This is a genomic window from Frankia sp. CpI1-P (assembly GCF_001421075.1).
Classification (GTDB): Bacteria; Actinomycetota; Actinomycetes; order Frankiales; family Frankiaceae; genus Frankia; species Frankia torreyi.
Genome location: NZ_LJJX01000023.1, coordinates 37,538 through 53,893, shown reverse-complemented (window position 1 = coordinate 53,893; position 16,356 = coordinate 37,538). Strand labels below are relative to the sequence as shown.

General features: G+C 72.8%; 11 protein-coding genes and 9 pseudogenes. 10 read left to right on the top strand and 10 right to left on the bottom strand.

Features of this window, described 5'->3' with window-relative positions:
* The first annotated feature begins 4 nt into the window (after positions 1 to 4).
* A complete protein-coding gene (locus tag FF86_RS50280; RefSeq protein WP_255355819.1) occupies positions 5 to 1,063 on the top strand; it encodes an MMPL family transporter in 1,059 nt (352 codons plus the stop codon).
* Here the strand turns inward: FF86_RS50280 and FF86_RS50275 are convergent.
* The 3 genes and pseudogenes from FF86_RS50275 to FF86_RS66690 all read right to left on the bottom strand — a co-directional run.
* Positions 991 to 1,536 (bottom strand): EAL domain-containing protein, encoded by a 546-nt coding sequence (locus tag FF86_RS50275; RefSeq protein ID WP_242418889.1) that lies wholly within the window; start codon positions 1,534 to 1,536, stop codon positions 991 to 993. The genes FF86_RS50280 and FF86_RS50275 overlap by 73 nt on opposite strands.
* A 1-nt stretch (position 1,537) precedes the next feature.
* Positions 1,538 to 1,977, bottom strand: a pseudogene (locus tag FF86_RS50270) (GAF domain-containing protein); the annotation flags it as partial.
* 1 nt (position 1,978) lies between these two features.
* Positions 1,979 to 2,106, bottom strand: a pseudogene (locus FF86_RS66690) (diguanylate phosphodiesterase); the annotation flags it as partial.
* A gap of 323 nt (positions 2,107 to 2,429) precedes the next feature.
* Here FF86_RS66690 and FF86_RS33375 point away from each other — a divergent pair.
* Positions 2,430 to 2,612, top strand: a complete 183-nt coding sequence (locus FF86_RS33375; protein WP_044885534.1) for a hypothetical protein — start codon at positions 2,430 to 2,432, stop codon at positions 2,610 to 2,612.
* Positions 2,613 to 2,672: 60 nt separating this feature from the next.
* On the opposite strand, the gene FF86_RS16530 is transcribed toward FF86_RS33375, so the two are convergent.
* Entirely contained in the window at positions 2,673 to 2,936 is a 264-nt protein-coding gene (locus FF86_RS16530) for a DUF2277 domain-containing protein (RefSeq protein WP_044885533.1), read from the bottom strand.
* 666 nt (positions 2,937 to 3,602) lie between these two features.
* On the opposite strand from FF86_RS16530, the gene FF86_RS66685 reads away from it, so the two are divergent.
* Positions 3,603 to 3,881 (top strand): pentapeptide repeat-containing protein, encoded by a 279-nt coding sequence (locus tag FF86_RS66685; RefSeq protein ID WP_128423315.1) that lies wholly within the window; start codon positions 3,603 to 3,605, stop codon positions 3,879 to 3,881.
* 833 nt (positions 3,882 to 4,714) lie between these two features.
* Here FF86_RS66685 and FF86_RS16515 read toward each other — a convergent pair.
* Together FF86_RS16515 and FF86_RS16510 are read right to left on the bottom strand one after the other, a co-directional pair.
* Complete coding sequence (locus FF86_RS16515) at positions 4,715 to 5,608, bottom strand: oxygenase MpaB family protein (protein ID WP_044885530.1); 894 nt, start codon at positions 5,606 to 5,608, stop codon at positions 4,715 to 4,717.
* A gap of 367 nt (positions 5,609 to 5,975) precedes the next feature.
* Positions 5,976 to 6,455, bottom strand: a complete 480-nt coding sequence (locus FF86_RS16510) for an SRPBCC family protein (RefSeq protein ID WP_044885529.1) — start codon at positions 6,453 to 6,455, stop codon at positions 5,976 to 5,978.
* An 889-nt stretch (positions 6,456 to 7,344) separates the two neighbouring features.
* Here FF86_RS16510 and FF86_RS16500 point away from each other — a divergent pair.
* Positions 7,345 to 7,548: pseudogene (locus FF86_RS16500) on the top strand (SAM-dependent methyltransferase); the annotation flags it as partial.
* A 22-nt stretch (positions 7,549 to 7,570) separates the two neighbouring features.
* Positions 7,571 to 7,900 (top strand): annotated as a pseudogene (locus FF86_RS66680) (hypothetical protein); the annotation flags it as partial.
* 154 nt (positions 7,901 to 8,054) lie between these two features.
* Here the strand turns inward: FF86_RS66680 and FF86_RS16490 are convergent.
* On the bottom strand, positions 8,055 to 8,468 hold the full coding sequence (locus FF86_RS16490) for a GNAT family N-acetyltransferase (protein ID WP_044885526.1): 414 nt from the start codon (positions 8,466 to 8,468) through the stop codon (positions 8,055 to 8,057).
* Positions 8,469 to 10,348: 1,880 nt separating this feature from the next.
* On the opposite strand from FF86_RS16490, the gene FF86_RS16480 reads away from it, so the two are divergent.
* The 5 genes and pseudogenes from FF86_RS16480 to FF86_RS16470 all read left to right on the top strand — a co-directional run.
* A complete protein-coding gene (locus FF86_RS16480; protein WP_044885524.1) occupies positions 10,349 to 11,152 on the top strand; it encodes an ABC-2 family transporter protein in 804 nt (267 codons plus the stop codon).
* A 25-nt stretch (positions 11,153 to 11,177) separates the two neighbouring features.
* Positions 11,178 to 11,561: pseudogene (locus tag FF86_RS62570) on the top strand (ABC-2 family transporter protein); the annotation flags it as partial.
* Position 11,562: 1 nt separating this feature from the next.
* A pseudogene (locus FF86_RS50240) lies at positions 11,563 to 11,983 on the top strand (ABC-2 family transporter protein); the annotation flags it as partial.
* Positions 11,984 to 12,053: 70 nt separating this feature from the next.
* Positions 12,054 to 12,296, top strand: a pseudogene (locus tag FF86_RS50235) (ATP-binding cassette domain-containing protein); the annotation flags it as partial.
* 1 nt (position 12,297) lies between these two features.
* Positions 12,298 to 13,007, top strand: a 710-nt coding sequence (locus tag FF86_RS16470) for an ATP-binding cassette domain-containing protein (RefSeq protein ID WP_242418888.1), incomplete at its 5' end; no start/stop codon positions are given.
* A gap of 118 nt (positions 13,008 to 13,125) precedes the next feature.
* Here the strand turns inward: FF86_RS16470 and FF86_RS50230 are convergent.
* The 3 genes and pseudogenes from FF86_RS50230 to FF86_RS66675 all read right to left on the bottom strand — a co-directional run.
* Positions 13,126 to 14,480 (bottom strand): annotated as a pseudogene (locus tag FF86_RS50230) (PP2C family protein-serine/threonine phosphatase); the annotation flags it as partial.
* Between the two features lies 1 nt (position 14,481).
* Positions 14,482 to 14,728 (bottom strand): annotated as a pseudogene (locus FF86_RS50225) (histidine kinase); the annotation flags it as partial.
* A gap of 1 nt (position 14,729) precedes the next feature.
* A partial coding sequence (locus FF86_RS66675) for an ATP-binding protein (RefSeq protein WP_396229915.1) occupies positions 14,730 to 15,975 on the bottom strand: 1,246 nt, incomplete at its 3' end.
* Positions 15,976 to 16,356 lie beyond the last annotated feature (381 nt).

Sequence of the window (16,356 nt, the reverse complement as noted above, 5' to 3'; positions counted from 1 at the left end):
CGGGGTGAAGCGGGCCTTCGTCGTCCTGCAGAACGCCCAGGCGGCGAGCGCCCTGATCCAGGTGTTCCCGAACGACCCGCCCCGCTCGGCGGCGGCCAGCGACCTCGTCCACCGGCTGCGCGACTCCACCGTGCCGGCGGCGATCGCGGGCACCTCCCTGGAGGTGTACATCGGCGGCCAGACGGCGATCTTCGAGGACATGTCGGACCGCTTCGCCCGGGTCCTGCCCGCCTTCCTGATCCTGGAGCTGGGCGTGCTCGGGGTCGCGGTCCTGCTCGGCCTGCGTTCGGTGCGCCACAGCCTGGCGATCACGGCGGCCAGCATGCTCGCCCTCGCGGCGACCCTGGGCGTCATCACCTCGGTCTTCTGCAACGGATGGCTGGCCTCCGGGCTCGGCGTGCGCACCGGCCCGATCGAGCCATTCATCCTTGGCCTCATCCTCATCATCGTGTTCGGGCTGTCGATCGGGATGCACCTGACGCTGCTGAGCCGGCTGCGCGGCTCCGCCGATGCCCCGGATCCCCAGGCGGCGATCAGCAGCCGGCACGCGGACGTCGGCGGTGTCGTCATCACGATCAGCATGATCATGGTCGCGGTGTTCGTGGCGCTCACGACGCAGCAGGTGCGGATGATGAAGCTGCTCGGTATCGGACTGTCCGTCGGGGTGATCCTCGACGCGCTCGTGCTGCGGCTGGTGCTGCTGCCCGCGCTCATCCACCTGGTCGGGCTGGACCATCGCCGCGGCGACCCGCCGCGGCCCGCGCCGCCCGCCGCGCCGCGCCGCGGCTCGCGCCGCCGGCTGCTGCCGCTCGGCGCGCCGATGTCGACCAAGCGCACCGGCCTGGTCCGCCTGTACATCGCGGCCGGCGCCGGCCACCCCGATCGGGGCACGGCCGCGGGCGGTGGATCGACCGCCCCGGGCGGCGGCCTACCGCCGTTCCCCCGGCCCCGCACACCCGTGCGCGGTGTCCGGGGTGCGCACCGGCCGGCTCACCCGCCGGCCGCGACGCAGGCGTCGCGCAGCACGGGGGTGGGGGAGCCGAGCAGGAAGCCCTGCCCGTAGCGGATCCCGGTCTCGCGGGTGGTGCGCAGCTCGCCGGTCGTCTCGATGCCCTCGGCGATCACGGCGCCGCCGATCTCCTCGGCGACGTGCACCAGCCCCGTCGCGACCGCGCGGCGCGCCGGATCGACGTCGATGCCCTGGGTCAGGCTGCAGTCCATCTTGATGATCTCCGGGCGGAGCCGGACGAGCTGCTCCAGCCCGGCGTAGCCGGCGCCGACGTCGTCGGCGGCGAGACGGACCCCGAGTCGGCGCAGCCGGTCCAGGGCGCGGGTGACCTCGGGGGCGTCGGCGATCCGCTCGTGCTCGGTGATCTCCACCAGGAGGCGCTCCGCGTCGGTCCCAGTGACCATTTCCACCAGGCCGGCGGACAGGGTGGTCGCGCAGACGTTGACGGCGAGGCCGATGCGCGCGGGGATCTGGGGGAGCGCGCCCAGCGCGCGGCGCACCGCGGCGAGCTCCAGCTCGACGGTCAGNCCGACCGCGCCGGCCGCCGCGAACCACTGCGTCGTGCTGCGGGAGGCGTCCGGAAACCGGGACAATGCCTCCACTCCGATGATCCGGGCCTGTTCCAGGTCGAACACCGGCTGGAACGCGAGCGCCGGGCCGCCCTGGTCGATCAGGCGGCTGACGTCCAGCCACACCTGGCTGCGCGCCTGCCACATCCGCTGCAGGTCGGTCACGGAGTCGCGCAGGATCTCGGCGAGCATCTGCAGGAAGCGGGCGTCCCGCTCGCGCAGCTCGTGGTGGGGCCGGTGGGCGATGCAGCCCAGCAGACCGTAGAGCGCGTCATCGCCGTCCATGACCGGCACGGCGGCATAGGAGCGGATGTCCAGCTCGCGCGCTACGGGCGAGTTGGCGGTGCGGGGGTCGGCGAGGGTGTCGGGGATGAGCGCCGGCAGCCGGCCGCTGAGGACNTCGGCATACAGGCCGGTCTGTCGCCGCACGGTGGACCCCTGGGTGATGTGGAAGGATCCGCCGTCGCCGTTGAGGACCTGGACGACGAGCACGTCGCCCTCGATCCGGCCGAGCCACGCCGCGTCCATGTCGAGATGCCGGCGTAGCACGCCGAGCAGCTCCACCACCGCCGGCGAGGGCGTGGGGACCTCGGCCGTCGGCCCGAGCAGCGTGGCCGCGCGCACCGTCATCCGCATCACCTCCCCGCGAGGTGTCTGTGCCCGCGGACGCGTCCGCGCACACGCGCGCCAACCGCCNCCCTGCCTCCGCGAGCCGGACAAACGTGCAGGTCAGGGGCTTGTCTGTGGTCTGCATCAGATCGGAGCAAATTCGGTGCTTTATGCACGCGGGAGCGGGAAGGGCCCAGAGCGAGGGCAGCAACGCCGCGGAACCAACCAGGTGGAGTGACCACGTGAGCATGTTCGACAGCTTGTTGCACGGACTTGACGACCAGGAGCAGGACCGGACGCGGGAACTGATCGCCGACAGTGTCGCCACCGATCGCGCCGACGCGCTCGCCGGCAAGGCGCCGGACCGGCTCGTCGACTCCGGCAGCCGTCACCGCCGTTCGCGGGCCGAGACCCAGCGCCGGTAGCGGCCCAGCCGTCGGCAGGTGGCTTGCCGTCGGCGGGTGTGGCCGGCCGTCGGCAGGTGGCTAGCTGTCGGCCCTGGCGCGTACTTCCGGCCGCCGCAGCGGTGGCACCGTCGAAGGCGGTTGACGGCGGGCCGGAAGCGCGTCGAGCAGCCGCTGCACCGAGGCGGCGACCTCGGCGACGGCGGCCTCGAAGGCGGCGTCCGCCGTGGTCGGCGGCCGGCGCAGGCCGCTGATCTTCCGGACGAACTGGCGGGCGGCGGCCTGCACCTCGTCGGCGGTCGCCGGCGGCTCGAGTCCCCGCAGCTCGGTGATGTTGCGACACATACCGCAACGGTAACGACCGGACGCCCACAGCCACCTCCGGGCCATCGGGTCGTGGCTCCGGGCCATCGGGTCGTGGTCTTCCCCGAAAATCACATACCCCGGGCGGCTGGATTGGGGGAAAATAAGGAGGGGTGCAGTGTCGTGCCCATGCAAGATGCGGGGCATGGCGGTACTCACCGTGGAGGGGAGCCGAGCGCTCATGGCGGACGGGTATTACGGCGAGTCGTCGGGTGGCAACCGGGGGGCGGGCCGGCGCGGCGAACGGTTCGCCCAGGCGCGCCGGCTGGCCGGCCAGGCGCGCCAGGACCGCACCACCTCGTGGTATATCCCGCTGGTGATCACGGTGATCGCCGCCGGGGCGTCGTTCGACGCCTTTGGCCGCGCCGTCGGGTTCCTCTACGCCCTCGCGCTGACGCTCGCCTTCGTGGCGCTGACCTGGACGACGATCCGGCTCATGNCGTCGGTGTCCGACGAGCTCAATGTCTCCCGCGTCAGCGGCCCCCGCAAGCTGTACGCGGTCGTGAACACCCCGGTGCGCACCCGCGGCTTCTTCGTGCTCGCCGCCGCCCTGCCCATCGTCATCGCCCTGATCAAGGCGGTCGGCTTCTTCGTGCTCGGCGGCATCCTGCTCGTCGGCGTCGTGGTCGGTGCCGCCGTGGCCGCCGCCTGGGTCTTCGAGCGCCGCTAGCCGTTGCGACCCTCGGCCCGGCGTCGGCGGCTGCCCGGCCGGCGTCGGCTACGGGGGCGGACCTGACCGGGGCAGACCTCCGCGGGGCGAGCCTCACCGAAGTCAGCGCGCAACGCCCGACCCTCCACCAGAGAAAGGCCGGCACGTCCCGCAGGGGACGTGCCGGGCCGAGCGTGGAAAACGCGCGTCCTCGACTGGGGATCACGGTGATCGGAGGTCCGCTTCTGAAGCCGACCCGTAGCGCCCACCCCAGCTAGAAGCGTGCAGAAGGTCAGTGATGGTGGTGGTGGTGGTGACGGTGGCGGTGGTGTCCCTGATTNCCCCCGCCGTTGATGACAATGATCGTGACACCTCCGGTAGAGCCACCTTTCTTCAGTCCGCCGCCGGTGTTGCCGCCACCGAGTTTGCCGCCGCCGGGGTAGCCGCCACCGGTGTTGATGCCGCCGCCGGGTTTGCCGCCGGGGTAACCGCCCCCGCTGGGGTAGCCGCCCCCGCTGGGGTAGCCGCCCCCGCTGGGGTAGCCACCGCCGGTGGTGCCGCCGCTGCTGGGGTTGCCGCCGCCGGTGGTGGTGATGCCGCTGCTGGGGTTGCCGCCGATGCCGGTGTTGCCGCCNATGCCGGTGGGGTTGCCGGTGCTGCTGGTGTTGACGCCGCCAGTGTCGGCGCTGGCCGACGGGGCCACGAACACCGCTGCCACGGCGAAGGCCAGGGCGATCACATACAGAAGTCTCCGTTTCATCATGTTCCGCTCCCGTCGATGGTTATGGCGCCTGACGGCGCCATCGGGCACAGGACGGTGGCCACCCTCCACGGCGATGTCACTCAGAGTGTGCACTAAATCGCCGTAAGCTCAGGATGGGGGACGTTGACCGTGTGCGCCACTCTGCCGGCATCCGCCCGCCCGGAGGCGCTTCGGCTCGACGCGAGGCAGGGGCTCTGCGGACGCCGTGGGTATCCGGCGCGCCTTCTACCCGTTGACCACCGCGGGCAGTCCTTCCACCTCCCGCGATCGGGTCGACCCTCGCCCGACCCACCGGGGTCGACGTCGAGCGGCGTTGGCGATGTTGGGCACTATCGGTGGCTGGAGTAGTCAGGCGGCGGGTCGGTCGGGGTCGGTTCCGGGCGCTGCCGGTGCCGGGCGGGTGGCCCAGCGGATGGTCGAGACGATGCCGTGGCCGGCCAGGCGGCCGATGGTCGCCTCGGCCGCGGGCAGGTACGGCAGGCGCAACGGCCAGCGGGTCCAGGCGGGCATCAGGCCCACGGCCGCCGACGCCAGCACGCCGTAGGGGGGTCGGGCCAGGAGTGGGAGGGGTGCCTGGAGCAGCAGGTAGCGGGCCGCGGCTCGAGCCTCGGGGGTGCCAGCGAGTTCGGGACGGAACGCGCGCAGGGCTCGTGCCAGTTCCGCTTCGGTGCGCGGCGGGTCGGCGGCGCCGAGCTTGTCGGCGACGGTCGCGGCGTCGGCGATGTAGGCGTCGCGTTCGGCGGCGTTCAGCGGGCCGCCGGTGCCGTAGCGCTGATATGCGGCGAGGAAGCTGTCGACTTCGGCGATGTGTACCCAGCGCAGCAGGTGCGGGTCGCCGGCGGCGTAGGGACGACCGTCGGGGGCTACTCCGCGGACGCGGCGGTGGACGCCGCGGACCCGGGCGACGGCCCGCTCGGCCTCCTCGGCCGGGCCGAAGGTCGTCGCGGCGAGGAAGAAGCTGGTCCGTTGTAGCCGGCCCCACGGGTCGTGGCGGAAGTCGGAGTGTCCCGCCACCCCGGCCATGGCCAGCGGGTGCAGCGACTGCAGCAGCAGCGCGCGCAGACCACCGACGAACATCGCCGCGTCGGCGTGCACGCGGCGGATCGGCCGGTCCTCGGCGAACCAGCGTTCGCCCTCGGCGTCGAAGATCTGTTCCCGTCGGCGCGGGCCCTCCGGGCCGGCGACCCGCTGCAGGACGTGGCCGCCGAGCCAGGCCCGCACGTCGTCGGCACCGCTGATCATCCGTACACCCACCATTACCCCATGATGCGCCGGGCGGCGCGCCACGGTCCTGCCGCCGTCACGGGTGCCAGCGGACATTCACCGGGTGGTGTGCGGAAGTGCTGTGAGGGCCGGTGCCTGCCGCCGGTGGCGGAAATTGCTGGAGGGTGATGACGGTTGGGGCCGGGTGAGCGAGCATGAAGCTCCAGCATCTGTTGATCGCCCTGTGGCCGGGACCGCCACGGACCGATTCTCATATCTGTGCGTGGTTGATTGGGCGCGGACATGTTCAGGCCGAGCCTGAATCTGGATGATCGTGGTGTTCCGCGGAACAGGGCCGCGTCNGGCCGCCGGGCGGACGCATGCGGCCGGCAACGCTGGACGGCGGTCAGGCGGTCAGGCTGACCAGGCGGTCGAGGTTCGCCAGCGACTTCTCCAGCATCGTCAGCGGCACCACCGGCCAGCTCACGCGGGCCTTCCACTTCTCCGACACGGCGCTCCAGTCGCAGTAGGAGGTCACGTCGGTGGTGTGGTCGTCGACCGGCGCGAGGGCGTAGCCGTAGACGTGGCCGATCGGGGGGTGGTCGACGCCGCCGACCGTCCACTCGACCAGGGCGTCGGGCTCGATGCGGGTGACGACGTTGCGCACCCGGTACTTGCCCATCGGCAGGTCGCCGAGCGGCTCGCGGTCCATGTCCATCTCGAACGCGTCGCCGGCGCTCGTCACGCGCCGGGCGTCGCCGGCGGCCACGAGCATGCCCGACCCGTCGATGCGGACGTGGCCGTCGGGGTCGGTGACAAGCTCGAAGATCCGCCCGGCCGGGGCGGAGATCCGGCGGGTGGTGGAGATGCGGTGCTCGTCGGCCACGGGTGTGCTCCTTCGCGTCGGGACAGATCCCGATGGATCCGGGGTGCCGGGGTGCCGTGCCNCCGGTCAGCACCGCGGGCCCGCGGTGATCCGAGTCACGCCCTTACGTTGTATATGCCGCGACCGGTCGGCGCTCAACCGTTACCGTCACCACCTCGGGCGGCCCGCGACCGCGGCGCTCCCGCCGCGGCGGCACGCGCCAGAGCGGGGTTTCCCCACCCCGGACGGCAGCCTTCCCTCGGCCGTCGACGGCTACTGCGGCGCGGCCCGGGTCTGTTGACGAACGGCACCGGCTACGAGGGGCGCGCCCCGGGCCTACCGGGGACCGTGCAAGAGTGCCGATCACCATCGTTGCGACTTACTGATGGGCGTGGTCNGGTGCGNCATACGATCCGTTGGTGGTGGCGAAGAGAACGAGTAAGGGTAGTGGGGGATCCGGGCGAAACAGAAATATTCTAAGAAGGTTGAACGATCGTCTTTGGGATATGGCAGGGGAGGAATGGGAAAGGGATCGGACAGCTGACGCCTACTATGCCTCCCCGGCGCGTGCGTACATATTCCTTGAGGACGGCGCGATGACACTCCTCGACGGCTACAGCAGAAAGATTGAGTCTATTTCCCGCGGTCGGGCTGCCGAAATCCTGCAGCTCATCGAGGGGGGTCGAGAAGAGAATGGAGTCGAGTTCGGTGTGACCGTCTGGAAGGAGATGAAGGGTCACGGAAAACTCCTGCTTTTCGAGACCTCCACTGAGTTTTCCCGCCATCTGTTCGGAGCCGCCCTGGGCGCGGGGGTGACGCGGCGTGAGGGCGTGGCGATGGATCCTGATGGATTTCGGGGTGCCGTGCCACCGGTCAACACCGCGGGCCTGCGGACCTCCGCAGAGCGCTCATGACAGCCGACGCGTCGCCCCAGCAGGACCCGGGCCCTCGGATCGACACCTCCGTGCCGCACGCGGCCCGGATCTGGAACTACTGGCTGGGCGGCAAGGACTCCTACCCGGTGGACCGGGAGGCCGGCGACGAGCATCCTACGATCTTCCCTGGCATCGCCGAGCTCGCCTGTGCCTCCTTCCCCGCCGTCGACGGCTACTGCNGCGTGGCCCGGAAGTCCTGACGTGATCAGAGCCGGGGATTTCGACTACGAACAGCACGGCGGCGGCTACGCGACGCAGCGGCGAGCCGACCCCCGGATCGAGGCCCAGCTACATGCCGCCCTCGGGGACGCGCGCACCGTGCTCAACGTGGGGGCGGGCGCCGGAACTGATCGAGGCCGACCGCCGCCGGTTTCCCGGCATCGACCTGATCTGCGCGCTGATCGGTACGCGCGTGACCGTCGAGCCGGTGCCGATACCCGGGGACTGCGTCGACGGGTTCATCGAGGCTTTCTACGCCCGTCCGGAGCGGTTCCTCGATCCGGCGGTACGCCGGGCACAGTCGGTGTGGGGNTTCATCAGCGACGCCGACGAGACCCGAGCGGTTGACCGGCTTCGACACGATCTCGAGTCCGGGAGCTGGGATCGGCGGCACGGGCACCTGCGGACCCAACCCGAGTTCGTGGGAGCGCTCCGACTCGTCGTCGGCCATCCCTGAGCCGGCCGGTCAGCCCAGGGGGTGGACCCAGCGCGTCCAGGACGACTGCGACCGGTAGTCGGCCGCGCGGTAGAGCGCGTGTGCCCGGGTGTTGGTGTCGTCGACCATGGCGTCGATCCGACGGCCGCCGAGGGCGAGGAACCGTTCCCGCGCGGCGGCCAGCAACGCCCGGGCGACTCCGGCGCGCCGGTGCTCGGGGGCGACGGCGAGCCGGTACAGGTGACAACGCCAGCCGTCCCAGCCGGCGATGAGCGTGCCGACGACGGTCCCGTCGACCTCCGCGACCAGCACCGCCTGCGGGTCGTGCGCGAGCAGCGCCGCGACCCCGGCGGCATCGTCGCTCACGCTCGTCCCGTGCGCGGCCGACTGCCAGAACGCAAGGAGGAGCTCGACGTCGCCGTCCCGGCCGGTGCGAATCCTCACCCGACGATTCTCCCGTCCAGACCCGGGCCGAGGTGAGCGTTTGGATCGGCCGTGTCGAGAACATCTCGGTNTCGCCGCACGGCCGACGTCATCCGTGCGAGAGTGCACGGGTGCAGGGTTATCTTCTCGTGGGTTGGCCTCATGTCGACCTCCAGCGGGTGACGAGCGCGGCCTGTCGCCGGATCTGAACACCCCCGGGCCGGCGTACGGCCGACGCCCATAGGCGTCGCCGCCTCCTTCACTCGCTTTCGCGGAGACGATTGTGTTCTCTTCACGTGTGGTAATACGTGCGGCAGTTCGGGGGCGCGTGCGCTCGGTCGCCGTCACCGTCGCCGTCACGCTGGCCGCTGCGACGATCACGGTCCTGGGCCCGGCCGGAACGGCGGCGGGCGCGGCGGACGCGGCAACAGGCTCGGACGCGGCAACGGGCTCGGACGCGGTGGTGGGCTCGGACGCGGTGGTGGGCTCGGGCGCGGCAACAGGCTCCGACGTCGTCCTCACCTGGTACGACGTCACGGCGGACACCGTCGCCGCCGCGGCCCTGCCCACCCAGGTCACCAACAGCCGGATCTGGGCGGTCAGCTGGCTCGCCGCCGACCGTGCCCTCACCGTCCGCCCAGGGTCGCCTGGCCGTCCAGAGTCGCCTGGCCGCACCTTCGCCACCTCCGCGTTCGCGACCGCACTGCACGACAGCCTCGCCGCGCTCGTCCCCGCCCGCGNCGCCGACCTCGACGCCGCCCTGGCTGCCACGCTGCGCCAGCTCCCCGACAACCACGACAGGTACGCCGGCATCGACGCCGGTCAACGCTCCGCCCGCGCGCTGGTCGCCGAACGTGCCGGGGACGGACTCGACGTCGCCTCGGTCAACGCCCCCTACAGCCCACCGCCGCCGGCTCCGGGCGTCTGGCGGCCCACACCCCCCGCGTACGCCCCGGCGGTGCAGTCCGGGCAGGGCCGGGGACGAACGTTCCTGCTCGGACCGGCCAACCGGTTCCGTCCCGGGCCACCGCCTCCCCTCGGATCGGCGCAGTACCGCCGCGACCTCGCCGAGATCCGCGCGATCGGAGCCGCCGACAGCACCGTGCGCACTCCCGCCCAGACCGACGTCGCGAAGTTCTGGGCCCAGGCCTCCCTCGCCGGCTACACCCCCCTCCTGCGCGGCCTGNTCGCACAGACCGGCGGACGGTCGCTCGGGTGGCAGGTCCACCTGGTGGCCACGTTCCACGAGGCCACCATCGACGCCCAGATCGCCGTCTACGACGCGAAATACGTCTACGTTCGCTGGCGCCCCGTCACCGCCATCCGCGCGGCGGACACCGACGGCGACCCCACCACCGCGCCCGATCCCACGTGGACGCCGCTGACCACCACGCCGGCACACCCCGAATACCCCAGCGGGCACACCACCTACGCCGGCGCCGCGCAACGCGTGCTCGAAGCGTTCACCGGCCCCGGGCCCCGCCAGCCGATCACGGTGAACAGCGCAACCGCACCGGGCGTCAGCAGGACCTACACCTCGTGGCGGCAAGCGACCGACGACAACATCAACGCCCGGGTCTGGGAAGGCATCCACTTCCGCGGCACCGACATCACCGGCGCGGAACTCGGCCGAAGCGTCGCCTCCTACGACCTCCACCTGCTCGGACTTTCATGACGACCATGCCTGCGAGGGCAGCCACCGGTCTTCGACCAGCTCACCGCGCGCGAACCGGTGGCCCTGGCGCGATGCCGGCTCGGGCTTCCACGTCGCCGGCGGCCTGCGCACACTGACCGGGGCGAGGCCGCGCGGCGCGGGCGGCGCCGCCGGGCCCGGGCGGGGTGCGCCGGGTCGCGTGGGGCGTGGTGCGGCGGACTGGGAGGCGTGGGAGGCGTGGCCTTCGATGCGCGCGACGGCCCGGGTGTACTGGCGGCTGTTGCGGGCGGGGATTCGTCGCCAGTCGGCCTACCGGCTGGCGGCGTTCGGCGGGGTGGCCGCGAACGCGACATTCGGGCTGCTCAAGGTGGAGGTGCTGTTCGCGACGGTGCGCGCGGCGGGCGGCGAGCTGGCCGGATACGACGTCGGTCGGATGAGCACCTACATCTGGCTGTCCCAGGCGCTGCTCGGCTCGGTCAACCTCACCGGCCGGACCGACATCGCTGAGAGGATCAAGGACGGCCGGGTCGCCGTCGACTTCCTGCGCCCGCTGGACGTCCAGGCCGCCGAGATCACGACCGAGGTCGGGCGGGCACTGTTCGCGCTGATCCCGCGGGGGATCCCGATGCTCGTGATCGGCCTGTTCGTCGGGATGGCACAGCCCGGATCGGTCGCGGCGTACCCGCTCGGCGCGGTGAGCCTGCTGCTCGCTATCGTGATCTCCGTCGCGACCGCCTACCTGGTCGGGGTCGCCGGCTTCTGGCTGGTGGAGACCCATGGCGTGCAGGTCTTCTATCTGGTGGTCTCGGGGTTCCTGGCTGGGCTGTTCGTGCCCATCCGGCTGTTCCCGCGCTGGTTGTGGGTCGCTGCCCAGGCGACGCCGTTCCCGTCGATGTTGGCGTACCCGATCGACATCCTCGCCGGCCGCGTGGGCCTCGCCGGCGCGCTCACCCTGCTCGCGGCGCAGCTCGCGTGGCTGGCCGGCGTCGGCGGGCTCGGCCAGGCGCTGACCCGCGCCGGCCGGCGCCACCTCGAGGTGCAGGGTGGCTGAGGTACGGGGTGGCCTGAGGCGTGGGGTGGCTGAGGGGGTCACTGTTCGAGCTCGGCTGCGTCCCTACCGGGTGGTGCTCGCCGCTCGGGCCAGCTCCCAGACCGTCTACCGGGCGAACTTCGTCCTCGACCTAATCAGCTCCCTGCTGGCCGCCGTCGTCGAGCTGGCCGAGGTCTGGGTGCTGTTCCATGCCGTGACGCGGCTCGGCGGGCTGGAGTTCCACCAGATCCTGCTGGTGTTCGGCCTTGCCGACCTGGCCTTCTCCCTCGCCGACCTGGCCTTCGGGCACTGCGACAACCTGCCCACGTACCTGCGTGCCGGCACCCTCGACGTGTTCTACCTGCGGCCGCAACCGTTGCTGCTGCAGCTGGTGACCAGCGACATCAGCCTGCGGCGGCTGGCGCGCGCGNCCGTCGGGCTGGCGGCGCTCGGCGCCGGTCTGGCCGTCAACGACGTCGCCTGGGACGTGGGCGGTGTGGCGCTGCTGGTGGTCGCCCTGGTCAGCGGCTGCGCGACGTTCGCGGCGATGTTCGTCCTGGCGGGAGGCCTGCAGTTCTTCCTCGTCGACGGGGCGGAGATGACCAGTGCGTTCGTCTACGGCGGCCGCTACGCCGCCACCCAGCCGGCGTCGGTGTGGTCGCGACCTCTCCAGGTGGTGTTCGGATTTTTCTTCCCGATGGCCTTCACCGGTTTCCTGCCGACGCTGCGGCTGCTCGACCTGCCGGCACCCGCGTGGCTGCCGACGTGGCTGGGCTGGTGCGGACCGCTCGCCGCGCTCTGGGCGTGGGCGCTGGCGCTGCTGTGCTGGCACTGGGGTGTGCGGCACTACCGNGGCGGCGGCGGATGAGGCAGACGGCTGCGGCAGACGGCTGAGGCAGACAGCGGATGGAGGAGACGGCGGATGAGCGCGATCGTCGAGACCGCGGGGCTGACCCGGGAGTTCACCGTGCGCGACGGGCCGCGCCGGCGGCGGCTGACCGCCGTCGACGACCTGACCGTACGGATCGAACCCGGCGAGGCGGTCGGCTACATCGGTGCCAACGGGGCCGGTAAGTCCACCACGATCAAGATGCTGACCGGCATCCTCGTGCCCACCAGCGGCACGGTGACGACCTGCGGGCTGCGCCCTGTCAAGGACCGGCGCNGGCTCGCCCGCCAGATCGGGGTCGTGTTCGGGCAGCGCTCCCAGCTCTGGTGGGATCTGCCGGTGCGGGAGTCTTTCCGGATTCTGGCCGCGATCCACGCCCTGCCCGCCGCCGTCGAGCGTGCCCGCACCGATGAGCTGGTCGAGCGGCTCGAGATGGCCGACTTCCTGGCCACCCCGGTCCGTCAGCTGTCCCTGGGCCAACGGATGCGCGCCGAGGTCGCGGCCGCGCTGCTGCACGCTCCCCGACTGGTGATCCTCGATGAGCCCACGATCGGCCTCGATGTCCTGTCCAAGCAGCGGCTGCGGGAGTTCCTCATCGCTATGCGTCGCACCGACGGCACGACACTGTTGCTGACCACCCACGACATGGGTGATGTCGAACGTCTGTGTGACCGGGTCCTGGTCGTCGACCACGGCCGGCTGGCCTACGACGGCGACCTGGCCGGCCTCGGGCGGACCACCGGCGCAGAGCGGGTGCTCGTCGTCCACCTCGCCGCGCCGTCCCCGGACCTGATCGGGATCCCCGCGGCCCGCCACCTGTCCAGCGAGGCGCACGGCCTGAGCCAGCGCCTGGCGTTCGACGCGGAGACCACCACCGCCGCCCGCGTGTTCGCGGCGGTCGCGGAACGGGTCGAGGTCCTCGACTTCACCGTCGAGGAGCCCGACATCGAGGACGTCGTCCGCCGGATCTACGCGGCCCGCCGCTGACCGCCGCCGCCCGCCGCTGACCGCCGAAACCCCGAAACCGCCGAAACCGCCGAAACCGCCGAAACCGCCGAAACCGCCGAGACATGGTCCGCCCACCCCGTGATCGGCCCGGGGACGGTCAGCCCAGGCGGACGGCGAGCAGGGCGGTGTCGTCCTCGGTGTCGGCGTCGCGGCCGAGCGCGGCCAGCGCCCGATCGCAGACCTCCTCGGGGGTGCCGAGCGCCGTGGCTCCCGCCCGGAGCAGCTCCATCCCCTCGTCGACCGGTCGGCGGCGGTCCTCGACCAGGCCGTCGGTGAAGAACAGCAGGGTGCTGCCCGGCTCCACCGTCAGCTCCGTCTCGGGGTAGTCGGGCAGGCCGGCGCTCAGCGGTGGCCCGGGTTCGAGGTGCAGGTAGCGGGCCGGCTGGTGCGGGGGGATCAGCAGCGGCGGCAGGTGCCCGGCGGAGGCGAGGACGAGCCGGCCGTCGCCGGGGTCGAGCAGCGCGAACGCCGCCGTCGCGATCCGGCCCTGCTCGAGGCGGTTGGCGGCCGCGTCGAGCAGGGTGAGCACGGCCCCGGGGCTGGTCTGGGCGACGGCGTGGGCGCGCACCGCGGCACGCAACTGGCCCATCGTCGCCGCCGCGTGGATCCCGTGGCCCATCACGTCGCCGATGACCAGCGCGATCCGGCCGTCGTCGAGGGGCAGGACGTCGTACCAGTCGCCGCCGACCAGGGCTCCGGCGCTGCCGGGCAGGTAACGCCAGGCGAAGGCGAGTCCGGGGATCTCCGGCAGGCGCTGGGGCAGCAGGCTGCGTTGCAGCGTGACCGCGGTCCGGCGTTCCTGCTCGTACTGGCGGGCGTTGCCGATCGCGACCGTCGCTCGGTCGACGAGCTCGGCGACCACGCGTTGCTCGTCGTCGGCGTAGGCGCGGCCCTCGGCGGCGGCCAAGCCGACCGCCGCCACCGGCCGACCGCCGAGCACCATCGGCAGGGCCAGCCGCGTGCCATCCGGGGAACGGGCCGGCCGGCCGGTGCGCAGCGCCTGTGTCATACCCCCGCCGTCCGGGACGCCCCGGCCGCCCAGCCGGCCGCGGATCGGGGCCGCGGTCGGGTCCTGAACCGAGACCGCGGTCGGGCGGTTGCCGGCGGTCGGGCGGTTGCCGGTGGTCGGCAGCGGGTCGGCGCGGTCGGCGACGGCGACGATCTCGACGCCGCCCTCCTCGTCGAACCGGCACGCCGCCGCCCGCCCCGCATGCCACGGCACGAGCAGGGAGACGAGGTGCTCCAGGATGCGTCGGGTGTCCAGAGTGGAGGTGAACAGGTCCGTCGCGGCGGCGAACAGGGCGGTGCGTTCCCGGGCCTCCCGCTCCACGGTGAACAGCCGGGCGCGTTCCAGCGCCAGCGCCGTCTGCGTCGCCAGCGCCTGGACGAAGGCCCGCTCGTCGTCGTCGAACAGGCGGGAGTGGTCGAAGGAGAATCGCAGCGCGCCGAGGGNGCGGTCGCCGACGAACAGGGGCAGCACGCACATCGCCACCGCCGTGGGCTCAAGCTCGGCGAGGTCGGGGTAGCGGGCGTCGCGCTCCCGACGTGACTCCAGCCAGATCGGCTCGCCGCTGCGCAGCGCGTCCGTGGCCGGCAGCCGGTCGTCGAGCCGCTCTGCCCGCAGCGCCGCGATCATGCTCTCCCCGTAGCCGACCGACCCGGGGATGGCCAGCCGGCCGGCGCCCTGCGGGATCATCAGTNCCCCGCCGCTGGCGCCGAGCGCCTTCGCGCCCTGCGAGACGACGGCGGCCGCGACCTGCTCCGGGGTGGTCGCCCGGGCCAGGGCGGCGGTGACCCGCTGCAGGCGGGCGGAGCGTTCCGCCGTGCGCTGGGCGGCCACGACCACGTCGAGGGTGTCCAGCAGGTACTGCTCGAAGCCGCGGGTCTGCACGGCGCCCTCGCCGCGTTCGGCGGCGCGCAACTGTTCGACCAGGGAGCCGATGTACCAGCGCCGGAACGCGACATGCTGGGGCGGGGATTCGAGGGTGAGCAGCCTGGCGGCGCGGGCGTAGTCCTCGATCTCCTCCAGCGCCGCCAGGTACTGTTCGGCGTCGGCCGCCGTGCTCAGCGGGAGGACCAGCTCCAGCGGGGTGCGCGGCCGCCCGGCCGACGCGGCCGCCAGCGCCTGCCGTTTGATCGCCTGGCGGGGCCCGGCGAACCGGGTCGTGACCGTCCCGAGCAGTTCGGCCAGCCGCTCGGGCACGGCCGCGCTGGCCCCGGACGCCGCGCCGCCCGCGGCCAGCGCGAACTCGCGGACCAGTCCGTCGACGTGGTGCTTCGCCGCGAGCAGGAGATCGGTGGGCACGTCGCCGAGACGGACGAGATGCCCCGGCGCCGACGTGGGCTGCCCGCCGGCGGACAGGATGATCGTGCCGACGCCGCGCAGGCCGCTCATGCCCCTGATCCCGACCGCGTGCGTCCCGTCGCTGTCCGCGGAATCGCCGCTCTGCGCGGAATCGCCGCTCTGCGCCGAACCGCCGCTCTGCGCGGAACTGCCGGCCTTCGCCGAACTACCGCCCTGGGCCGAACCAGCGGGCCGCCGACGCGTGGGGGGAGTCCGTGGCGGGGGAGTCCGGCCGGTGTTCGAGGCGGCCGGTCTGCCCTCGCCGCCGCCGCTGCCCCCGCCGGTGCCGGCGACCGAGCCGTCGTCGTCCCCGGCGAACTCCGCCCATACGATCTTGCCCGCGGCCACCGGCTGGACTCCCCAGCGGGTGGCCGAGGCGGCGACCAGCGCCATGCCCCGCCCGGTCAGCCCGTCCCCGCCGGCCGGGGGGCGAAGCGGCATCGTCTGGCTGCTGTCGCTGACCTCCACCCGCAGCGCCGCGCCGCCGGTGAGGATCCGCACCTCGATCGGGGCGGCCCCGTGCAGCAGGGCGTTGGTCGTCAGCTCGCTCAGCACCAGTCGGACGTCGTCCACGACCGGCTCCCACCGGGTGCCGGCGAGCATCCGGACGGCCAGCTTGCGCACCTGGTCGGCTCCGCCGGAACGGCCGTCGAGACGCACCGTGGCACGATCGCTGCCGACGGCGGCATCCCCGCCCGCCACGCCGTCCTCGGGGTCACCCCTCTGCCCGGCTGCCCCGGCCGGCTCACCCTCGCCTGACCCGGGCTCGCCGGGCCCGGTGGCGACGGCGTCGCTCACCTCGCTGTGCCTGCCCATCCCGCCGGCCTCCCGTCCGACCGACCACTCCTGATGGCGGCCAACCCTAGATACCGGCCAACCCTGATGGCCCTGACGCGGCGCGACCCTTGACATGGCGCGACCCTTGACGCAACGCGGCCCGGCACCTTGCCTGCCGTTCACTTCTGTGGTTCGCCNCGTCCTTCG